18 protein-coding genes, 1 tRNA gene and 2 pseudogenes are annotated in these 24,929 nt (G+C 66.2%); 12 read left to right on the top strand and 9 right to left on the bottom strand.

The window, feature by feature from the left end:
- The first annotated feature begins 55 nt into the window (after positions 1-55).
- Positions 56-700 carry a TetR/AcrR family transcriptional regulator gene (locus ACFXHE_RS13040; RefSeq protein WP_379382671.1) on the top strand — a complete coding sequence of 215 codons (645 nt, stop codon included), beginning with the start codon at positions 56-58 and terminating at the stop codon, positions 698-700.
- 300 nt (positions 701-1,000) lie between these two features.
- Here the strand turns inward: ACFXHE_RS13040 and ACFXHE_RS13035 are convergent, their stop codons facing one another.
- The 3 genes from ACFXHE_RS13035 to ACFXHE_RS13025 form a co-directional block, all read right to left on the bottom strand.
- Positions 1,001-2,107 carry a YncE family protein gene (locus ACFXHE_RS13035; protein WP_379382669.1) on the bottom strand — a complete coding sequence of 369 codons (1,107 nt, stop codon included), beginning with the start codon at positions 2,105-2,107 and terminating at the stop codon, positions 1,001-1,003.
- Positions 2,108-2,297: 190 nt separating this feature from the next.
- Positions 2,298-2,660 carry an SLOG family protein gene (locus ACFXHE_RS13030; protein ID WP_379382853.1) on the bottom strand — a complete coding sequence of 121 codons (363 nt, stop codon included), beginning with the start codon at positions 2,658-2,660 and terminating at the stop codon, positions 2,298-2,300.
- A gap of 425 nt (positions 2,661-3,085) precedes the next feature.
- Positions 3,086-3,646: a hypothetical protein gene (locus ACFXHE_RS13025; protein ID WP_379382667.1), complete on the bottom strand. Its 561-nt coding sequence runs from the start codon at positions 3,644-3,646 to the stop codon at positions 3,086-3,088.
- Between the two features lie 157 nt (positions 3,647-3,803).
- Here ACFXHE_RS13025 and ACFXHE_RS13020 point away from each other — a divergent pair, with 157 nt between their 5' ends.
- Positions 3,804-4,049, top strand: coding sequence for a hypothetical protein (locus tag ACFXHE_RS13020; protein ID WP_379382665.1), 246 nt, complete (start codon positions 3,804-3,806; stop codon positions 4,047-4,049).
- A gap of 307 nt (positions 4,050-4,356) precedes the next feature.
- Positions 4,357-4,560: a hypothetical protein gene (locus tag ACFXHE_RS13015; RefSeq protein ID WP_379382663.1), complete on the top strand. Its 204-nt coding sequence runs from the start codon at positions 4,357-4,359 to the stop codon at positions 4,558-4,560.
- A 132-nt stretch (positions 4,561-4,692) separates the two neighbouring features.
- On the opposite strand, the gene ACFXHE_RS13010 is transcribed toward ACFXHE_RS13015, so the two are convergent.
- Positions 4,693-5,637 (bottom strand): NADP-dependent oxidoreductase, encoded by a 945-nt coding sequence (locus tag ACFXHE_RS13010; RefSeq protein WP_379382661.1) that lies wholly within the window; start codon positions 5,635-5,637, stop codon positions 4,693-4,695.
- A 780-nt stretch (positions 5,638-6,417) separates the two neighbouring features.
- Between ACFXHE_RS13010 and ACFXHE_RS13005 the strand changes: the two genes are divergently transcribed.
- The 5 genes and pseudogenes from ACFXHE_RS13005 (at position 6,418) to ACFXHE_RS12985 (ending at position 11,943) form a co-directional block, all read left to right on the top strand.
- A complete protein-coding gene (locus ACFXHE_RS13005) occupies positions 6,418-7,032 on the top strand; it encodes a class I SAM-dependent methyltransferase (protein WP_379382660.1) in 615 nt (204 codons plus the stop codon).
- 160 nt (positions 7,033-7,192) lie between these two features.
- Positions 7,193-7,474, top strand: a pseudogene (locus tag ACFXHE_RS13000) (tyrosine-type recombinase/integrase); the annotation flags it as partial.
- 383 nt (positions 7,475-7,857) lie between these two features.
- Positions 7,858-8,046, top strand: a complete 189-nt coding sequence (locus ACFXHE_RS12995) for a hypothetical protein (RefSeq protein ID WP_379382658.1) — start codon at positions 7,858-7,860, stop codon at positions 8,044-8,046.
- Between the two features lie 215 nt (positions 8,047-8,261).
- The gene (locus tag ACFXHE_RS12990) at positions 8,262-10,412 is read left to right on the top strand and encodes an MMPL family transporter (protein WP_379382656.1); all 2,151 of its coding nucleotides are present in this window, start codon (positions 8,262-8,264) and stop codon (positions 10,410-10,412) included.
- A gap of 499 nt (positions 10,413-10,911) precedes the next feature.
- Positions 10,912-11,943, top strand: coding sequence for an alcohol dehydrogenase catalytic domain-containing protein (locus tag ACFXHE_RS12985; protein WP_379382654.1), 1,032 nt, complete (start codon positions 10,912-10,914; stop codon positions 11,941-11,943).
- Between the two features lie 139 nt (positions 11,944-12,082).
- On the opposite strand, the gene ACFXHE_RS12980 is transcribed toward ACFXHE_RS12985, so the two are convergent.
- The 3 genes and pseudogenes from ACFXHE_RS12980 to ACFXHE_RS12970 all read right to left on the bottom strand — a co-directional run.
- Positions 12,083-15,340: a BTAD domain-containing putative transcriptional regulator gene (locus tag ACFXHE_RS12980; protein WP_379382652.1), complete on the bottom strand. Its 3,258-nt coding sequence runs from the start codon at positions 15,338-15,340 to the stop codon at positions 12,083-12,085.
- A 631-nt stretch (positions 15,341-15,971) separates the two neighbouring features.
- Positions 15,972-16,223: an SDR family oxidoreductase gene (locus ACFXHE_RS12975; RefSeq protein WP_379382650.1), complete on the bottom strand. Its 252-nt coding sequence runs from the start codon at positions 16,221-16,223 to the stop codon at positions 15,972-15,974.
- 121 nt (positions 16,224-16,344) lie between these two features.
- Positions 16,345-16,647: pseudogene (locus ACFXHE_RS12970) on the bottom strand (SDR family NAD(P)-dependent oxidoreductase); the annotation flags it as partial.
- Between the two features lie 146 nt (positions 16,648-16,793).
- On the opposite strand from ACFXHE_RS12970, the gene ACFXHE_RS12965 reads away from it, so the two are divergent.
- Both ACFXHE_RS12965 and ACFXHE_RS12960 read left to right on the top strand, forming a co-directional pair.
- Complete coding sequence (locus ACFXHE_RS12965) at positions 16,794-17,666, top strand: helix-turn-helix transcriptional regulator (RefSeq protein WP_379382648.1); 873 nt, start codon at positions 16,794-16,796, stop codon at positions 17,664-17,666.
- Between the two features lie 313 nt (positions 17,667-17,979).
- On the top strand, positions 17,980-18,837 hold the full coding sequence (locus tag ACFXHE_RS12960; RefSeq protein ID WP_379382646.1) for an alpha/beta fold hydrolase: 858 nt from the start codon (positions 17,980-17,982) through the stop codon (positions 18,835-18,837).
- 784 nt (positions 18,838-19,621) lie between these two features.
- Here ACFXHE_RS12960 and ACFXHE_RS12955 read toward each other — a convergent pair.
- Positions 19,622-20,986 carry an MFS transporter gene (locus ACFXHE_RS12955; RefSeq protein WP_379382644.1) on the bottom strand — a complete coding sequence of 455 codons (1,365 nt, stop codon included), beginning with the start codon at positions 20,984-20,986 and terminating at the stop codon, positions 19,622-19,624.
- A gap of 129 nt (positions 20,987-21,115) precedes the next feature.
- Here ACFXHE_RS12955 and ACFXHE_RS12950 point away from each other — a divergent pair, with 129 nt between their 5' ends.
- Entirely contained in the window at positions 21,116-21,997 is an 882-nt protein-coding gene (locus ACFXHE_RS12950) for a LysR family transcriptional regulator (RefSeq protein WP_379382642.1), read from the top strand.
- A gap of 615 nt (positions 21,998-22,612) precedes the next feature.
- Here the strand turns inward: ACFXHE_RS12950 and ACFXHE_RS12945 are convergent.
- A tRNA-Arg gene (locus ACFXHE_RS12945) sits at positions 22,613-22,686 on the bottom strand.
- Positions 22,687-22,889: 203 nt separating this feature from the next.
- Between ACFXHE_RS12945 and ACFXHE_RS12940 the strand changes: the two genes are divergently transcribed.
- A complete protein-coding gene (locus tag ACFXHE_RS12940) occupies positions 22,890-24,929 on the top strand; it encodes a cytochrome c oxidase assembly protein (RefSeq protein ID WP_379382641.1) in 2,040 nt (679 codons plus the stop codon).

Below are 24,929 nucleotides of genomic sequence, written 5' to 3'. Positions count from 1 at the left end.
TGGAATACCGTTCCGAATATATGGAATGGCATTCCGTTTTAGCAAGGAGTAGTTCGTGAGCGATGCTGACTCGCCCCCGCCGGGCGGTGTGCGGGCCGATGCCAGGCGCAGCCGGGCGCGCGTGCTCGAGGCCGCGCGCGCCACCTTCGCTACCGAGGGTGTTGCGGTGTCGTTCAACGAGATCGCGCGCAGCGCCGGGGTCGGCGCGGCCACGCTGTACCGGCATTTCCCGAAGCGGGAGGACCTCATTGCCGCGGTGGTGGGCGAGAGCCTGGGTGAGGTGACTGCGCTGGCGGAATCCCTGTGTGCCGAAACCGATCTCGAGGACGTGCTGCGGCAGTGGCTGGTCGCGCTGGTGTCCCACATTCGTCGGGTCCGCGGGCTGTCGGAGGAGATCGTGCGCGCGCTCGAGACCCCAGGGAATCCGCTGGCGCCGCACTGTGAAGCGGCCATGGTCGCTGCGGAGCGCCTGTTGTCGAAGGCGCAGCGGGCCGGGTACGCGCGGGCGGGGGTTGCTGTCGACGACCTGGTCCGCATGGCGACGGCCATCGCATGGACCGGCGACCGGTCGGCCGGCGACGCGTCCGTCGACCGCCTGCTCGATCTGGTCCTGTGCGGAGTGCTCACTCGGCCGATCGCCCCGAACAATGCAGAGGCGGTGGGCTCCACGGAAACTCGTGACTGTGGAACCCGGGGATAGTGGTGCAGATGCCCGGGATCCGGCGGCCACGCCGACACCGCAGATAATCCAGCAGCTCGAGCATTTCCGCAGGTCCCGTACCGCACTACCGCAAGATGATGCCGGAATCCGCCGGGACCGGGCCTGCCGGTCTACGGTGCTCTATTGCTGATTCTTCAGCCGCCGGTGACCTGACCCCAGGATTCAGGTGCTGGACCGAATCACGGGTCCCGTCAGATCACCTCGATCGCAGGTCGGACGAGGTTCACGAACTCCAGGCTGCCGCGCAGCACCCGGGAGTGCGCGCGGCCCCCGGATCGGCTATGAGGTTGCGAGGATTTCGATGGTGCTGGAGGATTCGCCGTACGTCACATAGACCTCGTGGGTTGTGGGGTCCGCCGCGATCCCCCAGGTACAACGGCCACCGAAGGGAGATGACTTCGCGGCGAGGCGGGAGGCGGTGACGGTGCGCGTCCTGGTGTCGATCATCGTGACGCTGCCGAAGGCCGAAGTAGTGAAATAAAGAGTGTGTACGGCGGGATCGATCGCCACCGCGTAGCCGGCTTCGTGTTGCAACGAGATGTTGCCCACCGCATGGGTTGCGGTGTCGACGGTCATTATCGAGCTCACGTTGAATTTGGTGATGTAGGCCGTGTGTGTCTCGGGGTCGACGACGATGCCGTGCGGCTCTGCGCTGAGCGGGATCGTGGCACTCACCACAAAGGTGCCGGGGTCGATGACCGAAGCGCTGCCATTGCCCGCGACCCACACTTGGTGATTGCTGGGATCGACAGCCAGCGTTTCGGGCTCAGCATCGACCGGGATGGTGGCCACGACCGTCTGGCTGCGGATGTCGATCGCCAAGACCGTCCGGAAGTAGTGGTTGGCCACGTAGACGGTGTGACGATCGGAATCGATTGTGATGGCAGCGTAGTCGTGGGTGCCCTCGGTCGGGATGCGGGCGGTCACAGAATTGATCATCGGGTCTATCACCGACAGCATGCCAGCCGGCCCCTGACCGATGAGGTACACCAGGTGCGTCGCCGGGTCGACGGTGATCGACTGGGGCTTCAGAACATGTATGTCGTCCACTGCGATGGTGGCCGTGACTGCCTGCGTACGGGTGTCGATGACCGAAACGGTGACGGGGTAGGGAGCCGTGGAGTTTTGGCTGACGACGTATGCCTGCCGCAGGCCTGGGTCGACAGCCACGCTGCGCGGTCCTTCACCAACCTGCACGGTTCCGCGGCTGCGATAGGGCCCGATACCGACATTGTCGTACATCCGGTTGGTCGCGGGGTCCGTCGTCGTTGGGGTGGGGATCGGTGAGGAGGTCGTGGCCGACGTCGGCGACGTACAGCCGCTAACCGCGAGCGCGGCGGCCGCGGCAAGGCCGATCCCCCCAATAAGCCTTGTCGTGAAGAACATTCGTTGGAACCTAGCATCCCCATCTCGTGAGTTGTTGCGTAAACGAACCGATCGTCGGGTCGCGGTTCTAGGCCAGCTGATGAGCCAGTTACATTCCGCGGCAACAATGTTCGGAAGTTCAGTCGGGTCACGGATCCGCCGATTGACAGATCTGTGACCTCGTATCTATCGAGTGGACCCGCCGCCACCGTCAGCGCCCAACACCCTCGGGCACGATCCCGGACCGGAAGATGCGCGTCGGGATGCCGGCTCGTTGCGCCAAATCGGCAGTATGGCTGGCACCGGCCGAACCGTCGTGAATGAAGGCCAGGCACACATCGGCGCCCAACCGCACCAGCTCTGCGTTCCGCTGAAAGCCCGCGCGCCGACCGAACTGCTTCCAATCCGCCGGATGCCGTTCAACCTGCCCACCCCAATGAGCCCAGCACGCCTCACACAGCGCGTCGGCACCGGTCGTACACGCCCCCGATACGAGAACGGCATCCGGATCCCACACCTCGGCCAACGCATCCCGAATGATGCGCCGGTCCTCCCACGACCGCGAGCCGGTCACCAGAACCCGTCTTCCCACGCCGCGCAGACCTCCCTCGAATCAGCCGCTGCCACCTCGCCGCCCACTCTGCCAGCAGGTCCCGACACCCTCACCGACAGCGCCTCACACCCGAATCCCGGGCAAATGTTCCGGTCGACTCGAATCACACTGTCCTACAGCACATTTGGATCGTAGCGCCGAATTCCGGGCAGACGCACCACCACCCCTACTACAGCTGTTTCGGTCGCGAGGGCCGTGCTCGGGTCCAGAGCGCTGGCGCGAAAAGATCAAACAGGACTCCGTCCGCATCGACAACGACGTGTACGAAATCCACTACGGAACCCATACGCGAGGTCGAAACACCCTGGTATGAGCCGAGACGGGCAGCACCCGCCAACACCTGCCTGTACACAGCCACACCTGGGTACGGGCAGGGCGACCGCAGCTCAGTCGGCGCCGAGCGCCACGAGGGTGATTACGCCGAAGACGACCGCGCCGACCAGGAACCACAGGCTGAAAACGAACGCCAGCACCACGAACACGGCCAGCGGGACCGCGCCCACCGAAACCGGCAGCGCATCAGCCCTAGCCGTCTCCGGAGGCCTACGCACCGAGTAGGCCGGGGCGGCTGGCGGGGGGCTCGGTCGCGGGAGATCCGATGCTTGAACCGGTTGTACAGGAACAGGATTCGATTCCGGTGCGGGGTCCAGAAGCGGTGACGGTTCTGCAACTTCGTGATGCTCGCCGGGCTCGACTATCGCGTCGGGGAGATCGCCGGGCCGCAGGGCGAAGCGGACCTCGCGGATGCCGTTGTCGTAGGACACGAGGGTGTGTTTGCCCGAGGGGGTCCAGATCTTCCAGCGGTCGACCCCGCCGTGGTTGGTGCCGTTGCACGAGCGCACGCAGTCGTAGACGGTGCGCGGGTTCGCCGACTGGCACGCGGTGTTGCATATCGAGACGTCCGAGAACTGCAGGCGCACATCAACTTCGGCATACCGCGCGGACATCGTCCGGAGCAGCTTCCACAGATGCTCGGTCCTGACCTCCCACACACCCGAGCTCGGACCCTCGCTGATACGGACTCGTGGAAGCTGGCGCTGCAACCACGGCTTGTTCGATCGACCCCGATAGGGCATCCACACCAGCAGAGTGCGGTCCGGTTCGATGCCGGGCCCGCTACTCGTGATTTACGAGGGCACCACCCTCACCGAGGCCGCCAAGCGGGTGGGCGTCAAACCGACCACCATCCGCTCCCAGCTGATGCGCTACAAGAAGCGCATCGCCTGGCTGCACTTTCGCCGCGTGCTCGAAATCCCCGAAGCCACCGGTTTGGGCGAATGGGCCAGGAACACCATCGAAGCACGCGAGATCGCCGCCGAAGCCCGTTGCGCAAAGCGATCTGGCGCATGAAACGCGTTGTGCACCAACATCTCTCACTTCTTCTACTGGCGTGAGAGATAGATTGTGCAACATTCTCGAACTCGCTTGCCAACCTTGTTCCGCTGGATCGTTCAACACCGAACCTCCAGGGACACAAGGAGATACGCATGATCACACAGCTCACTGCCTGGCAAGGCGATGGACCCGTCCTACGGGACCGGGGCGTCGATCGGCGAGGCCCGCCGCGTATGTGCGCTGTCCCCGCCTGTGTCACCAGGCGGGGACAGCAGAACCACCTCAACACCCGCATACCCATGACAGATCATCGAGGCAGGAAATGACTGTAACCACCCCGTCGGACCAGCAGCCCCACCCCTGCGGGAACGTCCCCGTTCCGCAATCGTCGGCCGATCACGCCAAGGAAGGCTCGCGCAGGACCTTCTTCACCGCGGCCGCCGGCGCCTTCGTAGGCAGGTTTCTTGCCGACGCTGCCTCCGCCGCCCGCAGGGTGATGTGGCCGAAGCTCGAGGACTGGTTGTAATCGCGCTCGATCTGCCGTTGGCCCCGGCGCACCAGCCGGGGCCGACCGCACCCCGTGGCGGATCGTTTTCCGAACGAGGGGGCACCCGCGGACGATTCTCCTTACAGAAGGCTGTAGGTGGTTATCGCTTCCTCACGGACGAACGCGGATGACCGTCTTCCCCTTGCGTTGCTTGGGCGGGTTGAAGGCGGCGACGGCGTCGTCGAGGGTCGCAACTGTGCCAATGTTCGTCCGCACTCGTCCGTCCCGCACCCGCTGGGCGATCTCGCCCAACTGAGCACGGTCGGATACGACGACGAAGTCGATCGCCAGTCCGTGGGCGGGTCGAGCCTCAGGCGGCCCGGTGACGGTCACCAGCGTTCCTCCGGCTCGAACGAGATCCGCGGACCGCTTCTGGATGTCTCCGCCGAGGACATCGAAGACCAGATCGACTCCGCCGATGTCGTCCAGAGAGTCGTTCTGAAGGTCGACGAACTCGTGCGCCCCGAAGTCGAGCGCGGTCTGCCGACTGGCCGCGCGCCCGGTGCCGATGACGTAGGCGCCGGCCTCACGCGCGAGCTGGGTTGCCATCGACCCGACTACGCCGGCAGCACCGTGCACGAGGACGCTCTGCCCCGCCTGAAGACGGCCGTGATCTAACAGCCCCTGCCAGGCGGTCAAGCCTGCCATCGCGACGCCCGCGCCCACCGTGAAGTCGATGTCGCCCGGCAGCGGCGCGAGATTGCGTGCCTCGACGACTACGTACTCCGCCAGCGTGCCGTCGCGAGTCCAGTCGGTGAGCCCGAACACCCGCTGCCCCACCGACAGGCCGGTTGTGCCGTAGCCGAGAGCGCTGACCACTCCGGCCAGCTCGTGCCCAGGGATCGACGGCGTCCGGTCCCGGCCGAGCCGATCGATCCAGGTCGAGGGCCACTCCAACTCATCCCCAGTGAATCCCGACGCATGAACCTCAACGACGACATCGCCGTAGCTCGCGCCCGAGAGGCCAGCCAGCCTCGCCGCATCCGGATCGGGCCGCTCCACCAACGTCATCCCGGCCGTTCCGGCGGCCTGGTCCGTCACCACGATCGCCTTCATGTGAATGCCTCCCTGTTTCCAGGCCGTGCGGCCACGTGGTCGGGGAAGATCCGGAAGAACCGAACTTGTAGCAGACACCCCGCAGAGCGACATCGTGCGAACTGCACATCACACGCGAGGGCGCAGCCCATGCTACCTGCGCCGATGGGCCTGCGGACGCGCCTGAAGCACCAAGTAGGGACGGCCGGTAGCTGACGTGGTCCGGACGCATAGTGCGTCCGGACCGCTATCCGGATGCGCCACTACCCCTGAACGGCTTCAGACCTGGCCGACGCGATCCTGGCTGGAACGTAGCCTGCCGTTGACCTTGAATGCCTACTCTGGCGCGGGTCGGCCCCCTCTGTAGTGGTGCACAGACCCCTCGGCGTTGCCAGCGGCTCCGATGACGATGTGCCGGTGGTGCGCTGGCCGGATCCGAGTCAGCTCGAATCGTGGTGGCACGACGTCATGACCCCGCGAAGCGCCCCGATTCTGCGTGAACGTCATTCTGAGATTTGCCGGGTCATGGCTCGTCGATGACTTCGATGCGATGGCTATCGACGATGTGTCCGTTCTCGTCTTCGATCCGGAGGGCTGACCACCAAGCTGAAGATGCCTCGATGCTTCTTCGGGATCATCGACGGTCCGCATCTACGTGGTCACAACGCGCCGCGACCGCACACCTGACGATCAGCGCCCACCCGATCCCATATCCTCCACACGATCGCGGCCCACCGATGACGATGCCGCGCCTACCGCCGTTCCGAGTTGCCCATCATGACCCACGTGGGAGGACCGAGCATGGGCGTTTTCAGGTATCGGGTAGCGCATGCGCTGGGATTTCGCCCATGGGAAGCAGCGGCCCGGCAGCGCGATGTATCCCACATACTGGCCGCCGAGCTCGACCAGGAGCAGGCAGGAGCACAGTCGCCCTCCGGGACCGCCTTGGATCTCGGCTGCGGCACCGGCGGGCACGCCGTGGAACTGGCCCGCCGCGGCTGGCAGGTCACCGGGGTCGACATCGTGCCGAAGGCGATCCGGCTCGCTACCAGGCGCGCCCGCGCCGCCGGCGTCGATGCCCGCTTCCTGGAGGGCGATATCACCGCCCTCCCGGCCGAGGTCGGCATGGGATACCGGCTGATTCTGGACTTCGGTGTCTTCCACGGCCTCACCGACCCCGAACGGCACGCCATGGGCCGGCAGGTAGACACCGTCGCCGCCGCAGACGCAACCCTGCTCATGGTCGCGTTCGAACTGGGCCGCCATGGCCCACTGCCCCGCGGCGCCGCACCGGCGGACATTACGGCCGCATTCCCAGGTTGGACAATCATCGACGACGTGCCCCTACTGAAGGTGGCGGCCAGGATGGTCCACCTCTATCGGCTGCGCCGCACCGGGGTTCCGGGGTGTCGGTAAGAATCCCCCCGCGAGCACCGTCAAAGTGCCCAGTCTCCTGGCCTCGGAATCTTGAAGCCGGCCCGTGCCGCAAAGTAGCTTCGCGCTCAGGCTGATTCGTCTACTGTTGCCGGGCGTGCGTCAGCCGTGGTCTCGCCGTCCACACCGGTGGCCCAGGTACGACCTGGTGTTTCCCGCGAGGTGGACGATGAGGGATCCGGACAACGTCCAAGTCCAATGGCAGCGGGTTCGCGAAGCGCTCGGCATTCCAGATGACATCACTGTGCACAGCTTCCGCGGTGCCGTGGCGACGATCTTGGACGATGCCGGCTTGTCCGCTCGTGTCGCAGCCGATGCCCTCGGGCCCGCCGACCCCTCGATGACCCGGCGTCGGTACATGGCCTGCGGGCTGGTGCATCCGGCGGCGGCCTCCGCGCTTCACAACGCGGTCAGTGCCGAGTGAATTCGTTGGGAGTTGGTTGGGGCTACAGTGCGGTTTGCGGGTTCCCCGGTACGGGTATTGGTGTAACTGCCAGCGTTGTCGCTGGTCAGTCACCCCTTGTGCGCCCCCGGCAGGACACGTAAAACATGGGCAACCGGAAAACGCCTGGTCATCGTGGGTGTGTATCAGATCGAGCAGCCAGGGCGGCCCCACTCCGAATGAATAGCTGTTCCTATCCTTGTGGCGCCTGTCAACGGCGGCTGAATCCTGTCTTGACGTGCCGTCGACAGCGCCCTCGGCGGGGCTCGATAAGGATAGGAACGGTTCTGGCCAGCGGTTTTCGAGGGGGACACTGTGGTCGAAGCGGATTCGGGGCGGGCGTTGCTGTATCGCTGCTCGATGTGATGGCCCGCACTCCCCGCGACCTGTCGGCGCTGCTCGATGTGATGGCCGGGCTAGGTCCGCTGACCCTCGGTGTGGCGTACCAGCTCACGCTGCCGCCACGCGCTACGAGCGGCTCGGCGACTTCCAGGTCCTGGTCCTCGATGAACACCCGCTCATTCCGGTCGGGTCCGCTGTGCGCGCGGGAGTGAACCGGTAGCCGATGCACTTGTCTCCGCCGGCGCCCGCGTCCAGCAGCACTGCGTGTTATGCGGCCGGAAACGCGATCAGGTGTAGGGGACGTGTCAGGCGTATGTCAGGTCGATATCAGCCCGGCTGACGACAGTGATTCCCGTAAGGAATCCAGCGACTCCAGCGCCCGGGCTGCCACGGCGACCGTGGCCGGCGATTAGGAAAGGAAACCCCAATGTTCGCTCTAATGGGGCGCATTGCCGTCAACCATCCGTGGAAGGTGATAATCCTCTGGGTGCTCGCCGCCGTCACGGTGGTGGGACTGGCACCGAAACTCTCTCCGACCACCGACCAATCCGCCTTCCTGCCTTCGCACTACGAATCCATCGAGGCGATGGAACTACAGCAGCAGGCGTTTCCAGACGACACCACGCCAGCAGCGCTGATCGTGGTGGAACGCGGCGACGGAGCCGCGCTCACAGCGAAGGACTCCACTGCGATCGCCGATATCACGAACGACCTGTCCGGGATCGGTATCAAGGGCGTCACCAGGATTCAGGCCACGTCGCCGTCGCAGAATCGGTTGATCCAGGTCATCGCGGTGCAGATGGTCAAGGTCACTGATCCGAGTGACAAGACGCAGACCGACGCCGTGAAGAAACTGCGAGACGAGTTGAAGCACAAGGTCGACGGCACCGGCCTGAAAGCCGGCATCACCGGCACCGCCGCGCAGACCCTCGACCAGACCGAATCCGGCAACAAGGGGATGGCCATCATCGGGATCGCCACCGTCGCGCTGATTCTGGTGCTGTTGCTGGTCATCTTCCGGAGCCCGATCATCGCGCTGCTTCCGATCGTCACCATCGGCGCCATCTCCAGCACAGTCGGCGGGCTGATCGCCCTGGCGGCCAAGACCTTCGACCTGAAGGTGGACAGCTCGGTCAACTCGCTGCTGACTGTCGTGCTGTTCGGTGTCGGCACCGACTACATCCTGTTCCTGATGTTCCGCTACCGGGAGCGGCTGCGCGCCGGTGAGGATTCCAAGACCGCCATGATCAGCGCGGTCACCCGGGTCGGCGAGGCCATCACCTCCGCTGCGGGCGCGGTGATCATCGCCTTCATGGCGCTGACGCTGTCCACCCTCGGCATGTTCCGGGCGCTCGGCCCGGCGCTGGCCATCGCCGTCGCGATCACCATGCTGGCGGGGCTGACCCTGGTGCCGGCCATCGTGTCCAAGCTGGGCGCCAAGGTGTTCTGGCCGTCCAAGGCCTGGCAGCGGGAACCGAAGGGTGTGCTGTTCGCGGCGCTCGGCCGCGGGCTGGGCAAACGGCCCGGCGTGTTTGCCGTCGCATCCGGCGCGGTGCTGATCGCCCTCGGCGTGGTGGCGTTCGGCTTCCACCCGACCTTCGACATGAGCTCCGGATCCACCTCCGACACCGCCGAATCCTCGGTCTACGGAAAGGAACTGCTGAAGGGCATGCCGGCTGGCGCGACCCAGCCGTCCCTGGTCTACCTGCGCTCCGACGCGCCGCTCACCGATGCGCAACTGGGCGCGTATCGGATCGCGCTGGCGGGCACCCCAGGTATCGGGACCGTCAGCGAGCCGCGGGTAGCGAACGGTGGTGAGGTCGCCGAGTACCAGGTGGCGCTCAGTGCGGAACCCGAATCCGACGCCGCGCTGGCGACCGTCCGCGGGCCGCTGCGGGACACCGCACACGCCGCAGCCCCGGTCGGCAGCATCGCCTACGTGGGCGGCATGACCTCGGTGTACGTCGACTTCCAGGCGGCGATGAACCACGACTACAAGATCGTGTTCCCAGTGGCGGCCATCCTCATCGCCGCGGTGCTCGCCCTGCTACTGCGCAGCGTCGTCGCACCCTGGTACCTGATGGCTTCGGTGGGTCTCGGCTTCGCCGCCACCCTCGGCGCGGCGGTGCTGGTCTTCCAGCACTTCCAGCACAATTCCGGCCTGATCTTCAACCTGCCGGTGGTCATGTACATGTTCGTCGTCGCCCTCGGCACCGACTACAACATCCTCATGGTGGCCCGCCTCCGCGAGGAATCCCGCGAAGGCAACACTCCGCACCAGGCCGCCGCCCTGAGCGTCCGCCACACCGGTCCGACCATCGCCGCAGCGGGCATAATCCTGGCCGGAAGCTTCGCCTCGATGATGCTGGCGGGCAACACGATCCTCTCCCAGATGGGCTTCGCGATCTCGGTGGGCATCGCCATCGCCGCTTTCGTCATGGCCACGTTCTTCACCCCGGCCATCACCGCGATCCTCGGTGACCGTGCTTGGTGGCCCAGCCGCACCATGCCCAAGCGGAACCGTCCGCACAACAACGAATCCGCCTGGAAGACAGCGGAATACAGCTACAACCGGTAGCGGTCTACTTCTCCGACAACGCCAGGACCGGCGGCCCGATGGGCCGCCGGTCCTGCATTCATGAGTCCAGCGTCCTCGCATCATTCGGCAACTGGGTGAGCGCGGGTGGGCGGCCGCCGACTCGTCCTCGGGCGCGGGCGGATTCGAGTCTTCGAGGGTGCCTTCGCTGAAGAGGTCGGCGAGCATCTCGTCCATCGCGGCGATGACGTGGAACAGGAACCGCCCCGCGGGGGTGGTGGTGTCGATGCCTTGTTCGAGCGATCCAGCATCTGATCGCGATGGCGGAATCATCCTGGAGCAGCCCCCGATCGGCGAGCACTTCGGACAGTTGCCCTTACATATCTCCACTTCCTAACCCATTCCCGCGTAGCCGAATTGATAGCGGCCGGGGATGTCAGCAGTTCGTGACTTCCGGCGCTGATGCCGCACGCAAGCGGATGTCAGCTCGGTATCAGTGCGGTATCAGCGCCGTCGGACATTGTCCATGACCGTGACGGAAATGAATGCGACGATGCGAGCCGCCTACGTCCCGGCGGTCGATGCGATGTGGGAAGTGCGGGAATTGCCGAGGCCGGAGCCAGGTCCGGGCGAGGTGCTGATCCAGGTACGGGCCAGCGGTATCTGCTACACCGACATCTGGTCTACCACCGGCGTGATTCCGGTGGGTGTGCCCGGGGTGGTCGGGCACGAGACGGTCGGCGAGATCGTCGCGGTGGGCGACGGGGTGCACTCGCGAGTGGTCGGTGACCGGGTCGCGACGACCTGGATCCTGCAGACGTGCGGTCGGTGCGAGTACTGTCGGCGCAACAAGTCGGTGAGCGGGGTGGCCGGATTGAGTTGTGCCGCACCGAAAACCAGCGGGTTCAGTGTGCAGGGTGGGCATGCCGAATACCTCGCCGCGCCGGAGGCGGCGACGGTGCTGTTGCCCGAGGGCTTGTCTTTCGAGCTGGCGGCCCCGGTGGCGTGCGCGGGTTACACCACGTGGAGCGCGTTGTGCGCTGGCAACCCCCAGCCGCACGAGCGGGTCGCCGTGCTGGGGATCGGCGGGCTCGGACACATGGCGGTGCAGTACGCGAAGGCGGCCGGGTTCGAGACGATCGCGATCACGCATTCACCGGACAAGCGCGCGCTTGCGCTGAAACTGGGTGCCGACGAGGTGGTTTCGGACGGCCGCGAACTCGCGGCGGTAGGTGGCGCCGACATCATCCTCATGACCGGCAACTCCAATCGCGCGGCCATGGACAGCCTGCACGGATTGCGCCCGGAGGGCCGGATGGTGCTGATCGGCCTGCCCCACGACACCGACTTCGTCATTCCCGGGCCGGAGACCGGCGTCAATTTCGTGGTCAATCGCAATCAGATCATCGGCGCGACGCATAGCGGCTTCGAATACCTCACCCAAGCCCTCGACTTCGTCGCCACCGGCAAGGTGACACCGATGATCGAAACCTTCCCACTGGCAAGAGCCGCTGACGCCTACGAACGCGTAGCCAGTGGTGCCGTACGCTTCCGCGCCGTTATCACCTACTGAGACCAGCAGACTCGGCCGCGACCGGTCGGCATCGATCATTCGGACTCGGGTACCGCTCACGGCCGAGATATGGAGATGGACATGGGGATCGGTGTCGGTTCGCGGATGCCAACGCCGCGACCTCGGTCGCGTGCCATGGTCAGCAAGCGAGTATGGCCGCGGCCAGCTCGTGCCAGTTCGCCTGCGCGCCTTCGCTCGTGGCCTGTGCGAACCGTTGTTCACCCAGGCTACGTCGCGTGGCCTGCTCGATTCGCGCCAGATCCGGCTGGGATCGATCCGGCAATCCGCGCACGCCCGCACTTGCCGCGAGCAGCCTCGCGGCCTGCTCGTGCTGGTCACCACGTAGCGCCAGGTCCGCGATCCCGATGAGTATCTGCGCGATCAGGGGCGCATGTCCCGCCTCGGACGCCGCGTCGAAGGCTACGGCGCGATGTTCGCGGGCTTTGTCGAGGTTGTCGGCGAGGTAGCCGAGCAGGTCGTGTGTCACCGCCCGGATACTTGCCCACTTCGTGTCCAGAACGGTTGTCGCGATGTCGAGTTGGCGGTACGCCTGCTCGGTGTCGCCGTTCCAGCGCGCGAGTTCAGCCTTCGCCAACGCCAATTCGGCCAGCGCGTTCGGCCAGGCGACCCGTTCCGCGCATCGCCGTGCCTCGGCCATGGCGGCCGTGCTCGCCTGCGCATCACCCAGCAGCCAGTACAGCTGGGCCTGCCGCGCCCGCGCCTGAACCACGTCTTCGATGGCGCCGATCTCGGCGATCACCGCGATCGCCTGGTCGAAAAGCTCGCACGCGGCGGCGAACTCGCCGCGCATAGCGATTCGATTCGCCAGCTCGGTCAAAACGTACGAGATCCCCCACCGCTCACCGAGCGCCTGAAATTCAGCGAGCGCCAGCTCGAGATTCTCATCCACGTCCTGCCCGTCCTGGCCGAGCATGATCTGGACCTTCGCGATGTGCAGCCGACCCAGTGCGCGTGCCCACGGATCTTCATCGACGAGCAGTGGGTCGAATGCCGGGAGAAAGTCATCCGGTGTCGTCTCCAACATTCGTTTCAGCGGGGCGGCGAATCCCAGCATCGTGTAGCGGTGCCGGCCGTGCCGAGTGATCTGGTAGGTCTTGTTGATCCACTCTTCAGCCTGGTATTGGTCACCCCGATCGAAGGTCTGCTTTCCCCGATAGTATTGACGGGAATATCGACGCCGCGCGGTCGTGAACAGCATGCCGAGCGAATACACCGTGGCCCGCGTGGCCTCGTCCACCTCGCCGGGCAAAGCGGCTGCTGCGGTGATCAATTCGATGCCTGTGGCCTTGTGCCCTCGGAGCCACCAGTACCAGGCCGCGACCGCCGCCAGGCCCATCGCCCCGGCTGCATCCCCGGTTTTGAGCGCGCCGTGCATAGCGGCAGTGATGTTGTCGTGCTCGGCCTCGAGTACGGCGAGCCACAGCAATTGCTCAGATTCACGCAAGCGAGGTTCGGCAGTCGCGGAGAGTTCGGTGAAGTAGGCGAGATGCGCACGCCGGACCACATCCGATTCCTCCGCCTCCGCGAGCCTCTGCTCGGCGTACTCCTTGATCGTGCCGAGCATCCGATAGCGTGGCGCTCGGCCACCGTCGGCGAGCACCAACGATTTCTCAGTCAGCGCAGTCAGCAGCTCGAGCACTTCCCACCGCTCGACCGCCGTGTCCTTACCACCCTCCGTGCCCGAGCAAACCCGTTCAGCCGCTTCGAGACTCGCACCACCGGCGAAGACCGAGAGCCTGCGTAGCACCATCCGCTCGGAGTCGGTGAGCAGCTCCCAACTCCAGTCGATCATGGCCCGCAGTGTCCGATGCCGTGGCAGCGCGGTACGGCTGCCGCCGGTCAGCAAACGGAACCGATCGTCGAGCCGGTCGGCGAGCTGGTCGAGCGACATGGTGCGCAATCTGGCCGCGGCCAGTTCGATTGCCAGTGGCATGCCGTCCAGTGCCCGGCACACGCGCGCCAAGGTCGACAGAGTGTGGACGTCGGTCGCGAGGTCCTTACGCACCGCGCCGACTCGATCCCGCAGCAGCTGCACGGCCGGCGAGGACTCGATCTCGCCGGGATCGGCGCCCACCGCGGGCACGACCAACGGCACGACCGGGCACAGTGCCTCACCGGTGATACCAAGCGGTTCCCGGCTCGTCGCGAGGATCCGCAGTCCCCGGCACTGTCCGAGTACTCGATGGGCGAAGGCCGCGGCGGACTCGATCACATGCTCACAGTTGTCCAGAATCAGCAACATCGCCCGCTCGCGGATCGCGGCAATCACTCGATCCGTCGGCCCCACGTCCGATGCTCCACCGAGCAGACCGTCCCGCAGTCCGAGCGCGGCGAGAGTCGCTTGCGCCACATCACCGTCGGAGCCGATGGCCGCGAGTTCGACCACCCAGGCCCCCTCCGGCAGGTCGCCGAGCAGTGTGTGCGCGGTTTCGCCGGCCAGCCTGGTCTTCCCCGAACCGCCCGGCCCGATCAGGGTGGTAAGCCGATGTTTCGCGATGAGTTCGCGAACGTCGGCGACATCGGAATCCCGGCCGACGAAGCTCGTCAGCTCGGCACGCAAGTTGGTCTGGTGGCCCTCCTCGCCCCGTCCCAACTCGCCCCTCAGCAACGCGACATGCAGTTCGGACAGCTCCGGTGAGGGGTCTACGCCCAGCTCGCCGGCCAGGGTTTGTCTGGTGCGCTCGTACACCCCCAGCGCCTCGGTGTCACGACCGGTTGCGACGAGGGCACGCATAAACGCGGCGACAAGCCGTTCCCGCAACGGATGTTCGGCCACCGCATCGGCGAGTTCGGTGACCAGACCCGCACCGCGGCCGAGTCCGATCTCCGCATCGAACCGATCCTCCAACGCAGACAGGCGTAACCCTTCGAGCCGGTCGACCACCGCATCGAACGCCGCACTCCCTTCGAGACCGACGCCCTGCAGAGCCGCACCGCGCCACAAGGCGAGAGCCTCACCCAACAGCTGAGCCTGCTCCGATTCCTCACGGCCACGGGCCTGTTCGACAAGCCGTTCGAACCGTATGGCATCGACGGCGTTCGGTTCCACGATCAGCCGATACCCACCTGGCTGCGCCTCGATAGCCCCATCCGGCAGCACCTTGCGCAACCGGGATACCAACGCCTGCAAGGCATTCGTCGCATCAGATGGCGGCTGCTCCCCCCAAATCCAGTCGACCAACCTCGTTTTCGAAACCACACGACCCGGCTCCAGCCCGAGCGCAATCACCAACCCACGTAACCGGGTACCCTGTACCTCCACCGAACCGCCGTCGCCCATTCGAACCTCGAGCGGTCCAAGCATCCCGATCTGCACCGCACTATTCTGCCGTGCCGGCTGGCAGGTCGCCTCGCTGCCCGGTTTGCCGATGATCACCGCCCCCTCTTCATTCCGCATCGCCATCTGACGACACCGACGTCCCTCAGCAACCGCAATATCGGCGGAATTCTGCAGTTCAGAGTGGGTAATACCAATGGATTCTGTCGTCTTGGCCAGTTCCAGCAGGGTTCTCCCAATTCAGCACAGCGGCAACACAGCCCGGCCGCGCGCAGAAGTCTCCGAGACACGCTGCGGTTCCGACGGTGGCGCATGCTGCAGGACTTGGGGTGCAGTGGATCCGGTCGGGGACCCATCCCATCACCAGAATCGCTTGCCGCACATCGGTTCGACGCGGTCGGCCCGTCCAGGCGACAAGTAAACCGTGCGCGGTTCTCGAACCACTGTGGACTACGCGTGTCGGCGAACATCGGAACGCCCGTTCGGATCAATGGTGCATCGGAGTTTTCGCTGCCACCTGCGGCGGCGCGGCAGTCGTGGTCTCGGACGATCCGGTGAAATATCGGGGGTTCCAGTGTCGATGTCGGATGCAGTGGTGCACCCGTGATCTCGCTGACTGCCCTACGGGCGCCGAAGCCTTCGATGCCCGACCGGAATCGGGCATCGAACAGGGCTTCGGTGATCTCGAGGGGCACCTGGTCATGGTGCTCTGACGATGGATCCCGCCCGTTTACACCAGGTGATGTCCGCCGTCGACATGGATCACGGTGCCGGTGATGAATTCGTTTGTCATCACGGCATGGAAGGCGGCGGCGATGTCCTCGGGACGGTCGATGCGTCCCGCGGGCAGTTTCGCGGCCATGGCGGCATGGCGTTCGGCTTTGGAGTCGGCGGCGAACTGGTCCCATACCGCGGTGTCGACCCAGCCGGGGGAGACGGCGTTGACGCGCAGCGGGGCCAGTTCGAGCGCCAGTGCGTGCACCAGCCGCTCCAGGGCGGCGTTGGCCGTGGCCGACCATGGTGCCGCCGAGGCCGGGCCGGTAGGCGGCGATGCCGGAGGTGACGGTCAGCGAGCCGGTCACCGTGCCGGCGGCGTGCTTGGCGACCAGCCAGGGGCCGAGCACCTTGATGTCGATGACGGTGCGGGCGTCGGTGAGGGCGAAATCGGCCAGCGGTGCGTAGCCGCGGCTCATGTCCACGGCGGTGACAACGACGTGGTCGAGCGGGCCGAGGTCGGCGAACAGACACTGGACGGAGTCTTCATCGACGATGTCGACCGGGTGGGTCTGCAGCCGCTCCGGCGTACCCAGCGCGGTCGCGGCGGCATCGAGCCGTTCACTCGAGCGGCCCGCGATGGTCACCTGCTGGCCGGCGGCGAGCAGACGGGCAGCGAGCGCGAATCCCATGCCGGAGCCGCCGCCGATGATCAGAGTGTGCGAAATGTCGGTCATGCCATTCACTGTCGGTCCGGACCGCGCAGCCGGGGAGGCCGTGCGTGGCCTGGTCCTGACAGGGCCACCCCGATCAGCGCCGGAGCGGGCAGACTGAACGAGTGAGTGAACGCCGTGTCCTCGGGGACTTCCTGCGCGCCCGCCGTGACCGCATCCACCCCGCGCAGGTGGGACTGCCGGAAGAGACCGGTCGGCGGCAGACGCCCGGCCTGCGGCGCGAAGAAGTGGCGACCATGGCCGGGCTGAGCGTCGACTACTACATCCGCTTGGAGCAGGGCCGCGACACCAATCCGAGCCTGGCTGTGCTCGACGCCCTTGCAGCGGCGCTGCGATTGGACGAGGACGAGCGCGCTCATCTGTACAACCTGGCCCGGGAGGTGGCCGGCCGGCGGAATCGGCCGCGGCCGCCGCAGACGCCGGCGCGGCCGGGGCTGGTGCAGCTGCTGGAGTCGGTGCGGCCGACGCCGGCGTTCGTGCTGGATCAGGTGAGCAATCTACTCGCGGCCAATCCCGAAGGGCTGCGGCTGCTGTCGGGTGTCGGGGACTGGGAACCGGCGGACCGCAATCTGATCAGATACGTGTTCACCCATCCCGAGGCGCGTTTCGTCTTCGAAGACTGGGAAGGCATGGCGATGGACTGTGTCGCGCACCTGCGCACGGTGCAGGGCAACGACCCCGGCTCGCTGGCCCTGGGCGCACTGACCACCGAATTGTGCGCGGCCAGCGCCGAATTCGAGCGGTTGTGGGCGCACTACGATGTGCGCACCAAGCGTGGGGCCCGGCGGGTGTTCCGGCACGCGGGTTTGGGGCGGTTCGCGTTGACCTCGGAGATCTTGTCCGCGCCGGACGGTCAGCGGTTCGTCGCGTTCCAGGCCGCACCGGCCAGCCCGGATAGTGACGCGCTCACCCTCCTAGGGCTTGTGGGTGATGGTGTACCGAGCTGCAGCGAGCATGCCGAGCGCGAAAGGCCGTGACAGAAGCCAGGGTTCTTGTGGCCGGTTCATCGGCAGGCAGATGTGCTGCCGCAACAGCCGAAACAACCGGCGGCCGGTGTCGGTGAGGTAGTCGACGACCGGATGAGGTAGCGCGCCTTGCCCGACCGAGTACGGCAGCCAGGCAGCGGGGCCGCGAAAGCGTCGAGCCGGGTTTGTGCATCGCCGGGTGCGGACCCCGGCCCGCTGCGTGGCCGGGTCTGCCATCGTCCTCGATCCCGGCGGCGTTCTGCCTTCAACTCGATCATCACACAGTGTGTCCCTGCCCCGCAGGGACCTGAGGAGAGACGGAGCAATGACCGAATTTGTGGAATTGTCCGGTGGCCGGATCGCGTGCGACGTGCTCGGGGAGGGGCCGCTCGTACTGCTGGCGCACGGCATCGGTGACCATCGCCAGGCTTACCGGGACGTGGTGCCCCGGCTGGCGGCGGCGGGCTACCGGGTGGTCAATATGGATATCCGCGGGCACGGTGAGTCGTCCCTGGACTGGGTGTCGGAGACCGGGCGGGCAGCTATCAGCCGGACCGATGTGGCGCGGGATATGGTCGAGGTGATCAAGCATTTCGGCGGTCCTGCCGTGGTCGTCGGACACTCGATATCGGGGGGCGCGGCGACGATCGCCGCTGCCACCGCACCCGGGCTGGTCGCGGCCGTGGTGGAGATCAACCCGTTCACACTGGTCCAAAAGTTCAGTGTGCCGGGCTTCTTCACGGTGCGCCGGTATCGGCAGGGGATGCTGCGGCTCGGTATGGCTTCGACGGGAAGCCTGCGCTGGTGGCTGCGGTACCTCGATCTGGCCTACCCGAGCAAGCCCGCCGACTATGCCACGTACATGACGGAATTGGCGGTCACGTTGCGCGAACCGGGCCGGATGGCGGAATTCATGAAGACCGGCAAATCCACGCCGGCCGACGCGCAGGCGCAGTTGCCCAACGTCGGCTGCCCGGCGCTGGTGATCATGGGCACCTCGGACCCGGATTTCGTCGATCCGACGGCTGAGGGAGAAGCGGTCATCTCCGCGATGCCGTCCGGTGTCGGGCAGCTCGCGACCATGGCGGGCGGCCACTATCTGCATTCGGAGAAGCCAGAGGCCACAAACGAACTCATCGTCAGCTTCCTCGAAACCCAGGTGCCGGGACACCGGATCGACTGACGCGACATATCCACCTCAGGCGTGTGGCCGGCCCACAGGCGTGGCTCCGGCCGTCCTGCCACGCCTCCTGTCCCAGGCCGAAAAGACCCCCGGCGGGCACAATAAGGATGGGAACGGTGCCGACCAGCGGTTTTCACGGGGGACGCTGACGGTCGAAGCGGGATTCGGCTATCAGGGTCGAGATTGATCCCGCCGATCGGGTTGGGCTGGGTGACCCGGTGGCGGAGTGTCTCGTGAGCAGTCGGCGAATGCCGTTCAGCCCATCCAAAAACCGGCGATCGTATTGTCTCCCTGGCGTCGAGCCTCATACATCCACTCCGCGCACTTCTGGATCTGTTCGAATACCCCGGGATGCAGGCCGGAGCGCTGCTCGGGACTGGACAACTCCCACTGCTGCAGAGCCCTTCGACATGAGTTTCGGCCACCACTCAACGTCATTCCCGAACGCGAACACCCGCCTCGCCATGAAACCTGACTTCCAGCACGCCGATCGAACTCATCGACAGCCAAGCCGCGCACCGACAGCGCCCGTTCGCAGCCCGAGGCGCTACGGCACATAACCGCTGGTAAAGCTTGAATCAACTCAGGATTGGACCGGCTCAGGAGCCAGACTGCGCACGCTCCCACTAGGCGTTCTCGTGGGAGCGTGCTTCGCTGCGGCCGCAGTGGCCGTCACCCTGCTTCCGATGCCGACGGCCAAGCCAGTGGAAGCCAGCGGGATGATGCGGGGCTGCCCACGCCGAACCTGCCGTCTGCGGAACTCGGGCTCCGGCGTCGACCACGGTCAGGACGCGGGTTGGCGGCGGTAGCCGAACACGATCAGGGCGATCGAGCAGGTCACTGCGGAGAGCACTAGCGCCCAGCCGATTCCCGTGGTGACGAAGGCGCCCATGATCGCTACACCCAGGGTCGCTCCGACCTGCCGGACGGCGTTGAGCAGGCCACCGACAGCGCCGGCGGTGCCGAGCGGGGCGGCGTTCACGATCGAGGCAACCAGCGAGGGCAGGGCGAAGGAGACACCGAAGCCCGACAGAAGCAGGCCGAGAGCCAGGATCGGATAACCCGCCGAGGCGAAGACGGCGAGGGCCAGTACCGCACCGCCGACCGTCAGCAAAGACAGTCCGGCCAGGATCAGCAGGCGAGGTTCCAGTCGGGCTGCGATCTTGCCCACAAAGGGCGGGATGACAGCGAAGGGCACCGTCAAGGGCAGGAACGCCAGCCCGGTTTCCAGTGGTGTCAGATTGCGCTGTCCCTGTAGGAGCATCGGCAGCACGAACAGTCCGCCGGCGAGCGCGAAGTTCACCGCCGCCCCTGCGAGCAGCCCTGCCCGCACCCGCTGCGACCGCAGCAGCAGGCGGTTCAATACCGGTGCGGCACTGCGCCGTTCGAGGATCACGAAGACGATTGCCGCAACGATGGTGCCTGCCACCGACCAGGCGCTGTGATGCCACGACTGCGATCCGGCCGCGATCAGTGCGTCGGTGCCCAACGCCAAGGCCACAGCTCCGGTCAGCTGGGCGGACCAGTCGATATTGCGGTCTCCGCGAGCGCACGTCACCGCTGATCCCGACGTCATGGCCAAAACCACCAACGCGATAGGCGCGTTGACGAGGAAGATCGAGCGCCACCCGGCCAGACCGACCAGCGCGCCACCCATGATCGGGCCGGCCGCGACCGCCGCACCGCTGATCGCCGCCCAGCTCGAGATCGCCTTCGCCCGCACGGCGGGCTCAGGGTACAGCTGGGTGATCATCGCCATCGACGCGGGCACGGAAGCGGCTGCAGCGACGCCGAGCAACACCCGTAGCGCCACCAGCACCCACAGGCTGGGCGCTACGGCGCTCAGCAGCGAGGCCAAACCGAAAGCCGTTATACCGCTGCGGAATACCCGATGTGCGCCGTAACGATCGGCGACCGCACCGGCGGACAGCAACAGTGCCGCGAACGCGACCGTGTAGCCGGTGGTGGCCCACTGCAGGCCCGCGATGGAGGTATGCAGGGACGCTGCGAGATCGGGTTCAGCCACCGACAGCACCGTCATGTCCAGCAATACCATGAAGTATCCGAGTGATATCCCGAGCAGGGCACGAGTGCGCCCGGGGTATGAGACATCGGGCGAGGTGATCACCGCTGATTCAAGAATGCTCATGTGGAACAACTACTTCCGTGTGATCGGCTTTGACCTGATCAACTCTGCTCGGCTCGGTTGGGCGACTCCACCGGCTGAGCCGCATACCGCGTTCGGAATATCCGAATGCTCGGACGACGTTCCAGGACCATGGAGTTACGTCAGCTACGGACGTTCGAAGCGGTTGTGCGCCACCGCACGGTCACTGAGGCCGCGATCACGCTCGACCTCGCACCGTCATCGGTATCGCAACAGATCCGAACCCTTGAGCACTCGCTCGGAGTGCGACTGTTCGTCCGCGATCCCAAAGGCATGCAGCTCACCGCCGCAGGCGAACGCCTACGCCCATGGGCAGGACGCCTGCTCGAGCAAGCCGAACTGGCCGAGCGCGAAATACGTGACCAGCGCCCGATACTGCGGTTGGGTGCGCTGGCAAGCATCGCGGGAGTCTATGTGCCGCAAGTGCTTGCGCGATTGGAGCAACGCCGCCCCGATATCGAAGTCGACGTTCACGCCGATCAAGCCCGCAGCGGACTACTCGCGGACGTGGCCGGCGGCGCCCTGGACGCGGCCCTATTTCTCGATTCCGGAGAAGCAGTCGGAGATCTCGGCTTTCCCGTACCCGCCGCAGCCCTTGACTTCCTCGATCTCGACCCGGTCCCGCTGGTCCTCGTTGCCGCACCCGGTCACCGATTGGCAGGCAAGGCCACCGTGACACAGCCCGACCTCACCGGTGAACGCCTGCTGGTCAATGTGCCCGAATGCTCGTTCAGGATGGCGGCCGACAAGAGCCTCGGGCCAGGTCTCAAACGAGTCAAAGCCGGCGCGGTTCCGGTCATGCGTGCGTGGGCCGAGCGCGGACTGGGCATCTCACTTCTCCCCGAGTTCGCCGTCGCAGACAGCCTTGACCAGGGAAACCTCGTTCGACTGGACTTCTCGGTCCCCGACCTCAGTCTGCGCTTGGCGTGGCGACCGGACCAGGAATCCGTGCCAGGCATGCGCGAGGTCCTCTACGCCGCCGCCCAACCATGATTCCGCCGAAGGTGACCAACAGTCGTCGGGTCCTCGAGGGGCCGTCACCCGCTTCACCTACGAGAACACCACCGCATGATCGGTCCTGGCCGTGATCGTGGGGCGGGCTGTTGTCAGTGCGTCCTGCCTGGGTGGGCATCTCTCTGGTCGAGAACCTTACGGGTGACTGCGACGACGCGATCGTGACGGTACGGTGGCACCCGAGTCGGACGTGCCGGGGTGCGGTCCGTAATTCATGACAGGGGCTGCTGCGACGACGACGCACCGGCCGGTTCGGATGGTGGTCAGCTCAGGTTCCCTGTCGAGCGGGGTGTGGCGGTTGACGGGCTGACCGTGTCTTCCGAGGTCCGGTATGTCGGTGGTGCGGAAGGTGAGCGGGTCGCCGCGGCGCAGGCGAAAGCGATTGCTGCCCTGTTGAGGTGCCAGGCGGGCTGCTCCGGGGATGGCCGGTCCTGAGTTTCGGCGAGTTGCTGGGCCTGCTGCCCATGTTTTGTGGTTCTTCGGGAGACCCCGTCCCTGTCCGGGGGCAACCGTTTGACCTGCGCGTTTCGGAATCCGGAGGCGAGGTGGGTGCCCGGTATGCCCGCTGAACTGCGTAAACGTGTCGCAGGTATGTGCCCCCGGCAGGAATCGAACCTGCGACCTAGGGATTAGAAGGCCCTTGCTCTATCCAACTGAGCTACGGAGGCAGTGCGGGCATCGGCGGTGATGCGGGCTCCAAACACCTTGACCGAAATCGATCTCGGTGTCCAGCGCGTTAAGTATAGCGAGCGTCCAGATCAGCAAAGCTGGGTCGCGTAGCAACTGTTCGGCGCGTCGGGGCGGTTGTGCAGACCGGAGGACCGGAAACCCCAGGGGAGTCTGGACGGGCGCTCCGAACTACGCTGGGCCCATGTCGTCAGTGCAGGACCCGCCCGCAGGATCGGATGTTTCGGCGAATCGGTCGGGTTCGGGGGTGACGTTCGCGGCGATCACGGCACTGGGTGGCGCGGCGACCGCGCTGGTGGCGGCGCTGGTCGTGGCGTTGTCCGCGGCGCAGGCGCTGACCCTGCTGGGTATTCCGGATCCGGGACCGCTGACCACCTATGGGCTGCCGGCGGTCCGGGCGGTCGCGGATTTCTCGGCGGCGCTGACCGTCGGGTCGCTGCTGTTCGCCGCGTTCTTCGTGCCGCCGCAGAGCAGCGGGCTGCTCGACGTGGGCGGGTATCGGGCGCTGCGGCGCGCCGGGAACGCGGCGCTGGCATGGGCGGTCGCGGCGGCGTTGCTGGTGCCGTTGACCCTGTCGGACACCACCGGGCAACCGCTGCAGGATTCACTGCGGCCCGAGGAGGTGTGGCGCGCCGCGGACAAGGTCGATGTGGCCGGGTCGTGGCGATTCACCGTGTTCATGGTGGTGGTGCTGGCCATCGGCTGCCGGGTGGCGCTGCGCTGGGGCTGGACGCCGGTGCTGCTGTGGCTGTCGGTGCTGTCGCTGCTGCCGGTCGCCCTGACCGGGCACTCCTCGTCGGGCGGCGCCCACGATCTGGCCACCAACAGCCTGATCCTGCACCTGGTTTCGGCCTGCTTCTGGGTGGGCGGCTTGTTCGCGGTGCTGGCCTACGCACTGCGGGACGGCAAATACACCGCGCTCGCCGTCCGCCGGTTCTCGAAAGTGGCGACCGTCTCATTCGTGGTCATCGCGATCAGCGGTGTGATCAACGCCTATGTCCGGGTGCCGCTGTCGGATCTGTTCAGCACCACCTACGGCAAGCTCGTGCTGGCCAAGGCCGCCGCGCTGATCCTGCTCGGCATTGTGGGGTTGCTGCAACGGCAGCGCGCCATCCCGGATCTGGAGAAGGATCCGCAGGATCGCGGCGCGCTCATTCGCTTCGCGGGCGTCGAGGCGCTGATCTTCGCGGCCACCGTCGGCCTGGCCGCGGGCCTGGGCCGCACCCCGCCGCCGGACCTGCGCACGGTGCCCACGCCGACCGAGGTGGAGATCGGCTACAACCTGGCCGGTCCGCCGAATATCGAGCGCCTGCTGTTCGACTGGCGTTTCGACCTCGTCTTCGGGACCCTCGCACTCGTGCTGGCCGTGGTCTACGTGCTGGGCGTGCTGCGGCTGCGCAAGCGCGGCGACTCCTGGCCGGTCGGCCGGACCATTGCCTGGCTAGCGGGTTGCGCCACCCTGCTGATCGGCACCAGTTCCGGTGTCGGCCGCTACGCCCCGGCCATGTTCAGCGTGCACATGGCCCAGCACATGATGCTGTCCATGCTGGCCCCGATCCTGTTCGCGCTGGGCGGCCCGGTGCTGCTGGCGCTGCGGGCGATTCAACCGGCCGGTCGGGACGCACCGCCCGGGCCGCGCGAGTGGATCCTGGCGGCCGTGCACAATCCGGTGTCGCGCTTCATGACGCAGCCCGTCGTTGCCTCGGTGTTCTTCGTGGCCGGTTTCTACGCGCTGTACCTGGGCGGCATCTTCGACAAGTTCGTCGGCACGCACGGCGCGCACCTGGTGATGAACGTGCACTTCCTGCTCAGCGGATACCTCTTCTACTGGGTGGTGATCGGCATCGATCCGAAGCCGCGCCCGGTGGAGCCGCTCACCAAGCTGGGCATGGTGTTCGGTTCGCTGCCGTTCCACGCCTTCTTCGGCATCGCGCTGATGAGCATGGATACCGTGATGGGCGGCTGGTTCTATCGTGGTCTGGGCCTGTCCTGGAACCATGATCTGCTCGGCGATCAGCACACCGGCGGTAGCCTCGCCTGGGCCAGCGGCGAAGTGCCGCTGGTGGTGGTGATGCTGGCGCTGCTCATCCAGTGGTCACGCAGCGACAAACGCCTGGCGAACCGGCTCGATCGCAAGGCCGAACGTGACGACGACGCGGACCTGACGGCGTACAACGCCATGTTCGCCGAACTCGCCCGGCGTGACGGAGAGGTGCGCAAGTGA

Origin of the sequence: Nocardia sp. NPDC059229, from assembly GCF_042754165.1 — a bacterium.
Taxonomy (GTDB): Bacteria; Actinomycetota; Actinomycetes; order Mycobacteriales; family Mycobacteriaceae; genus Nocardia.
This window is presented reverse-complemented; position numbering and strand designations above follow the sequence as displayed.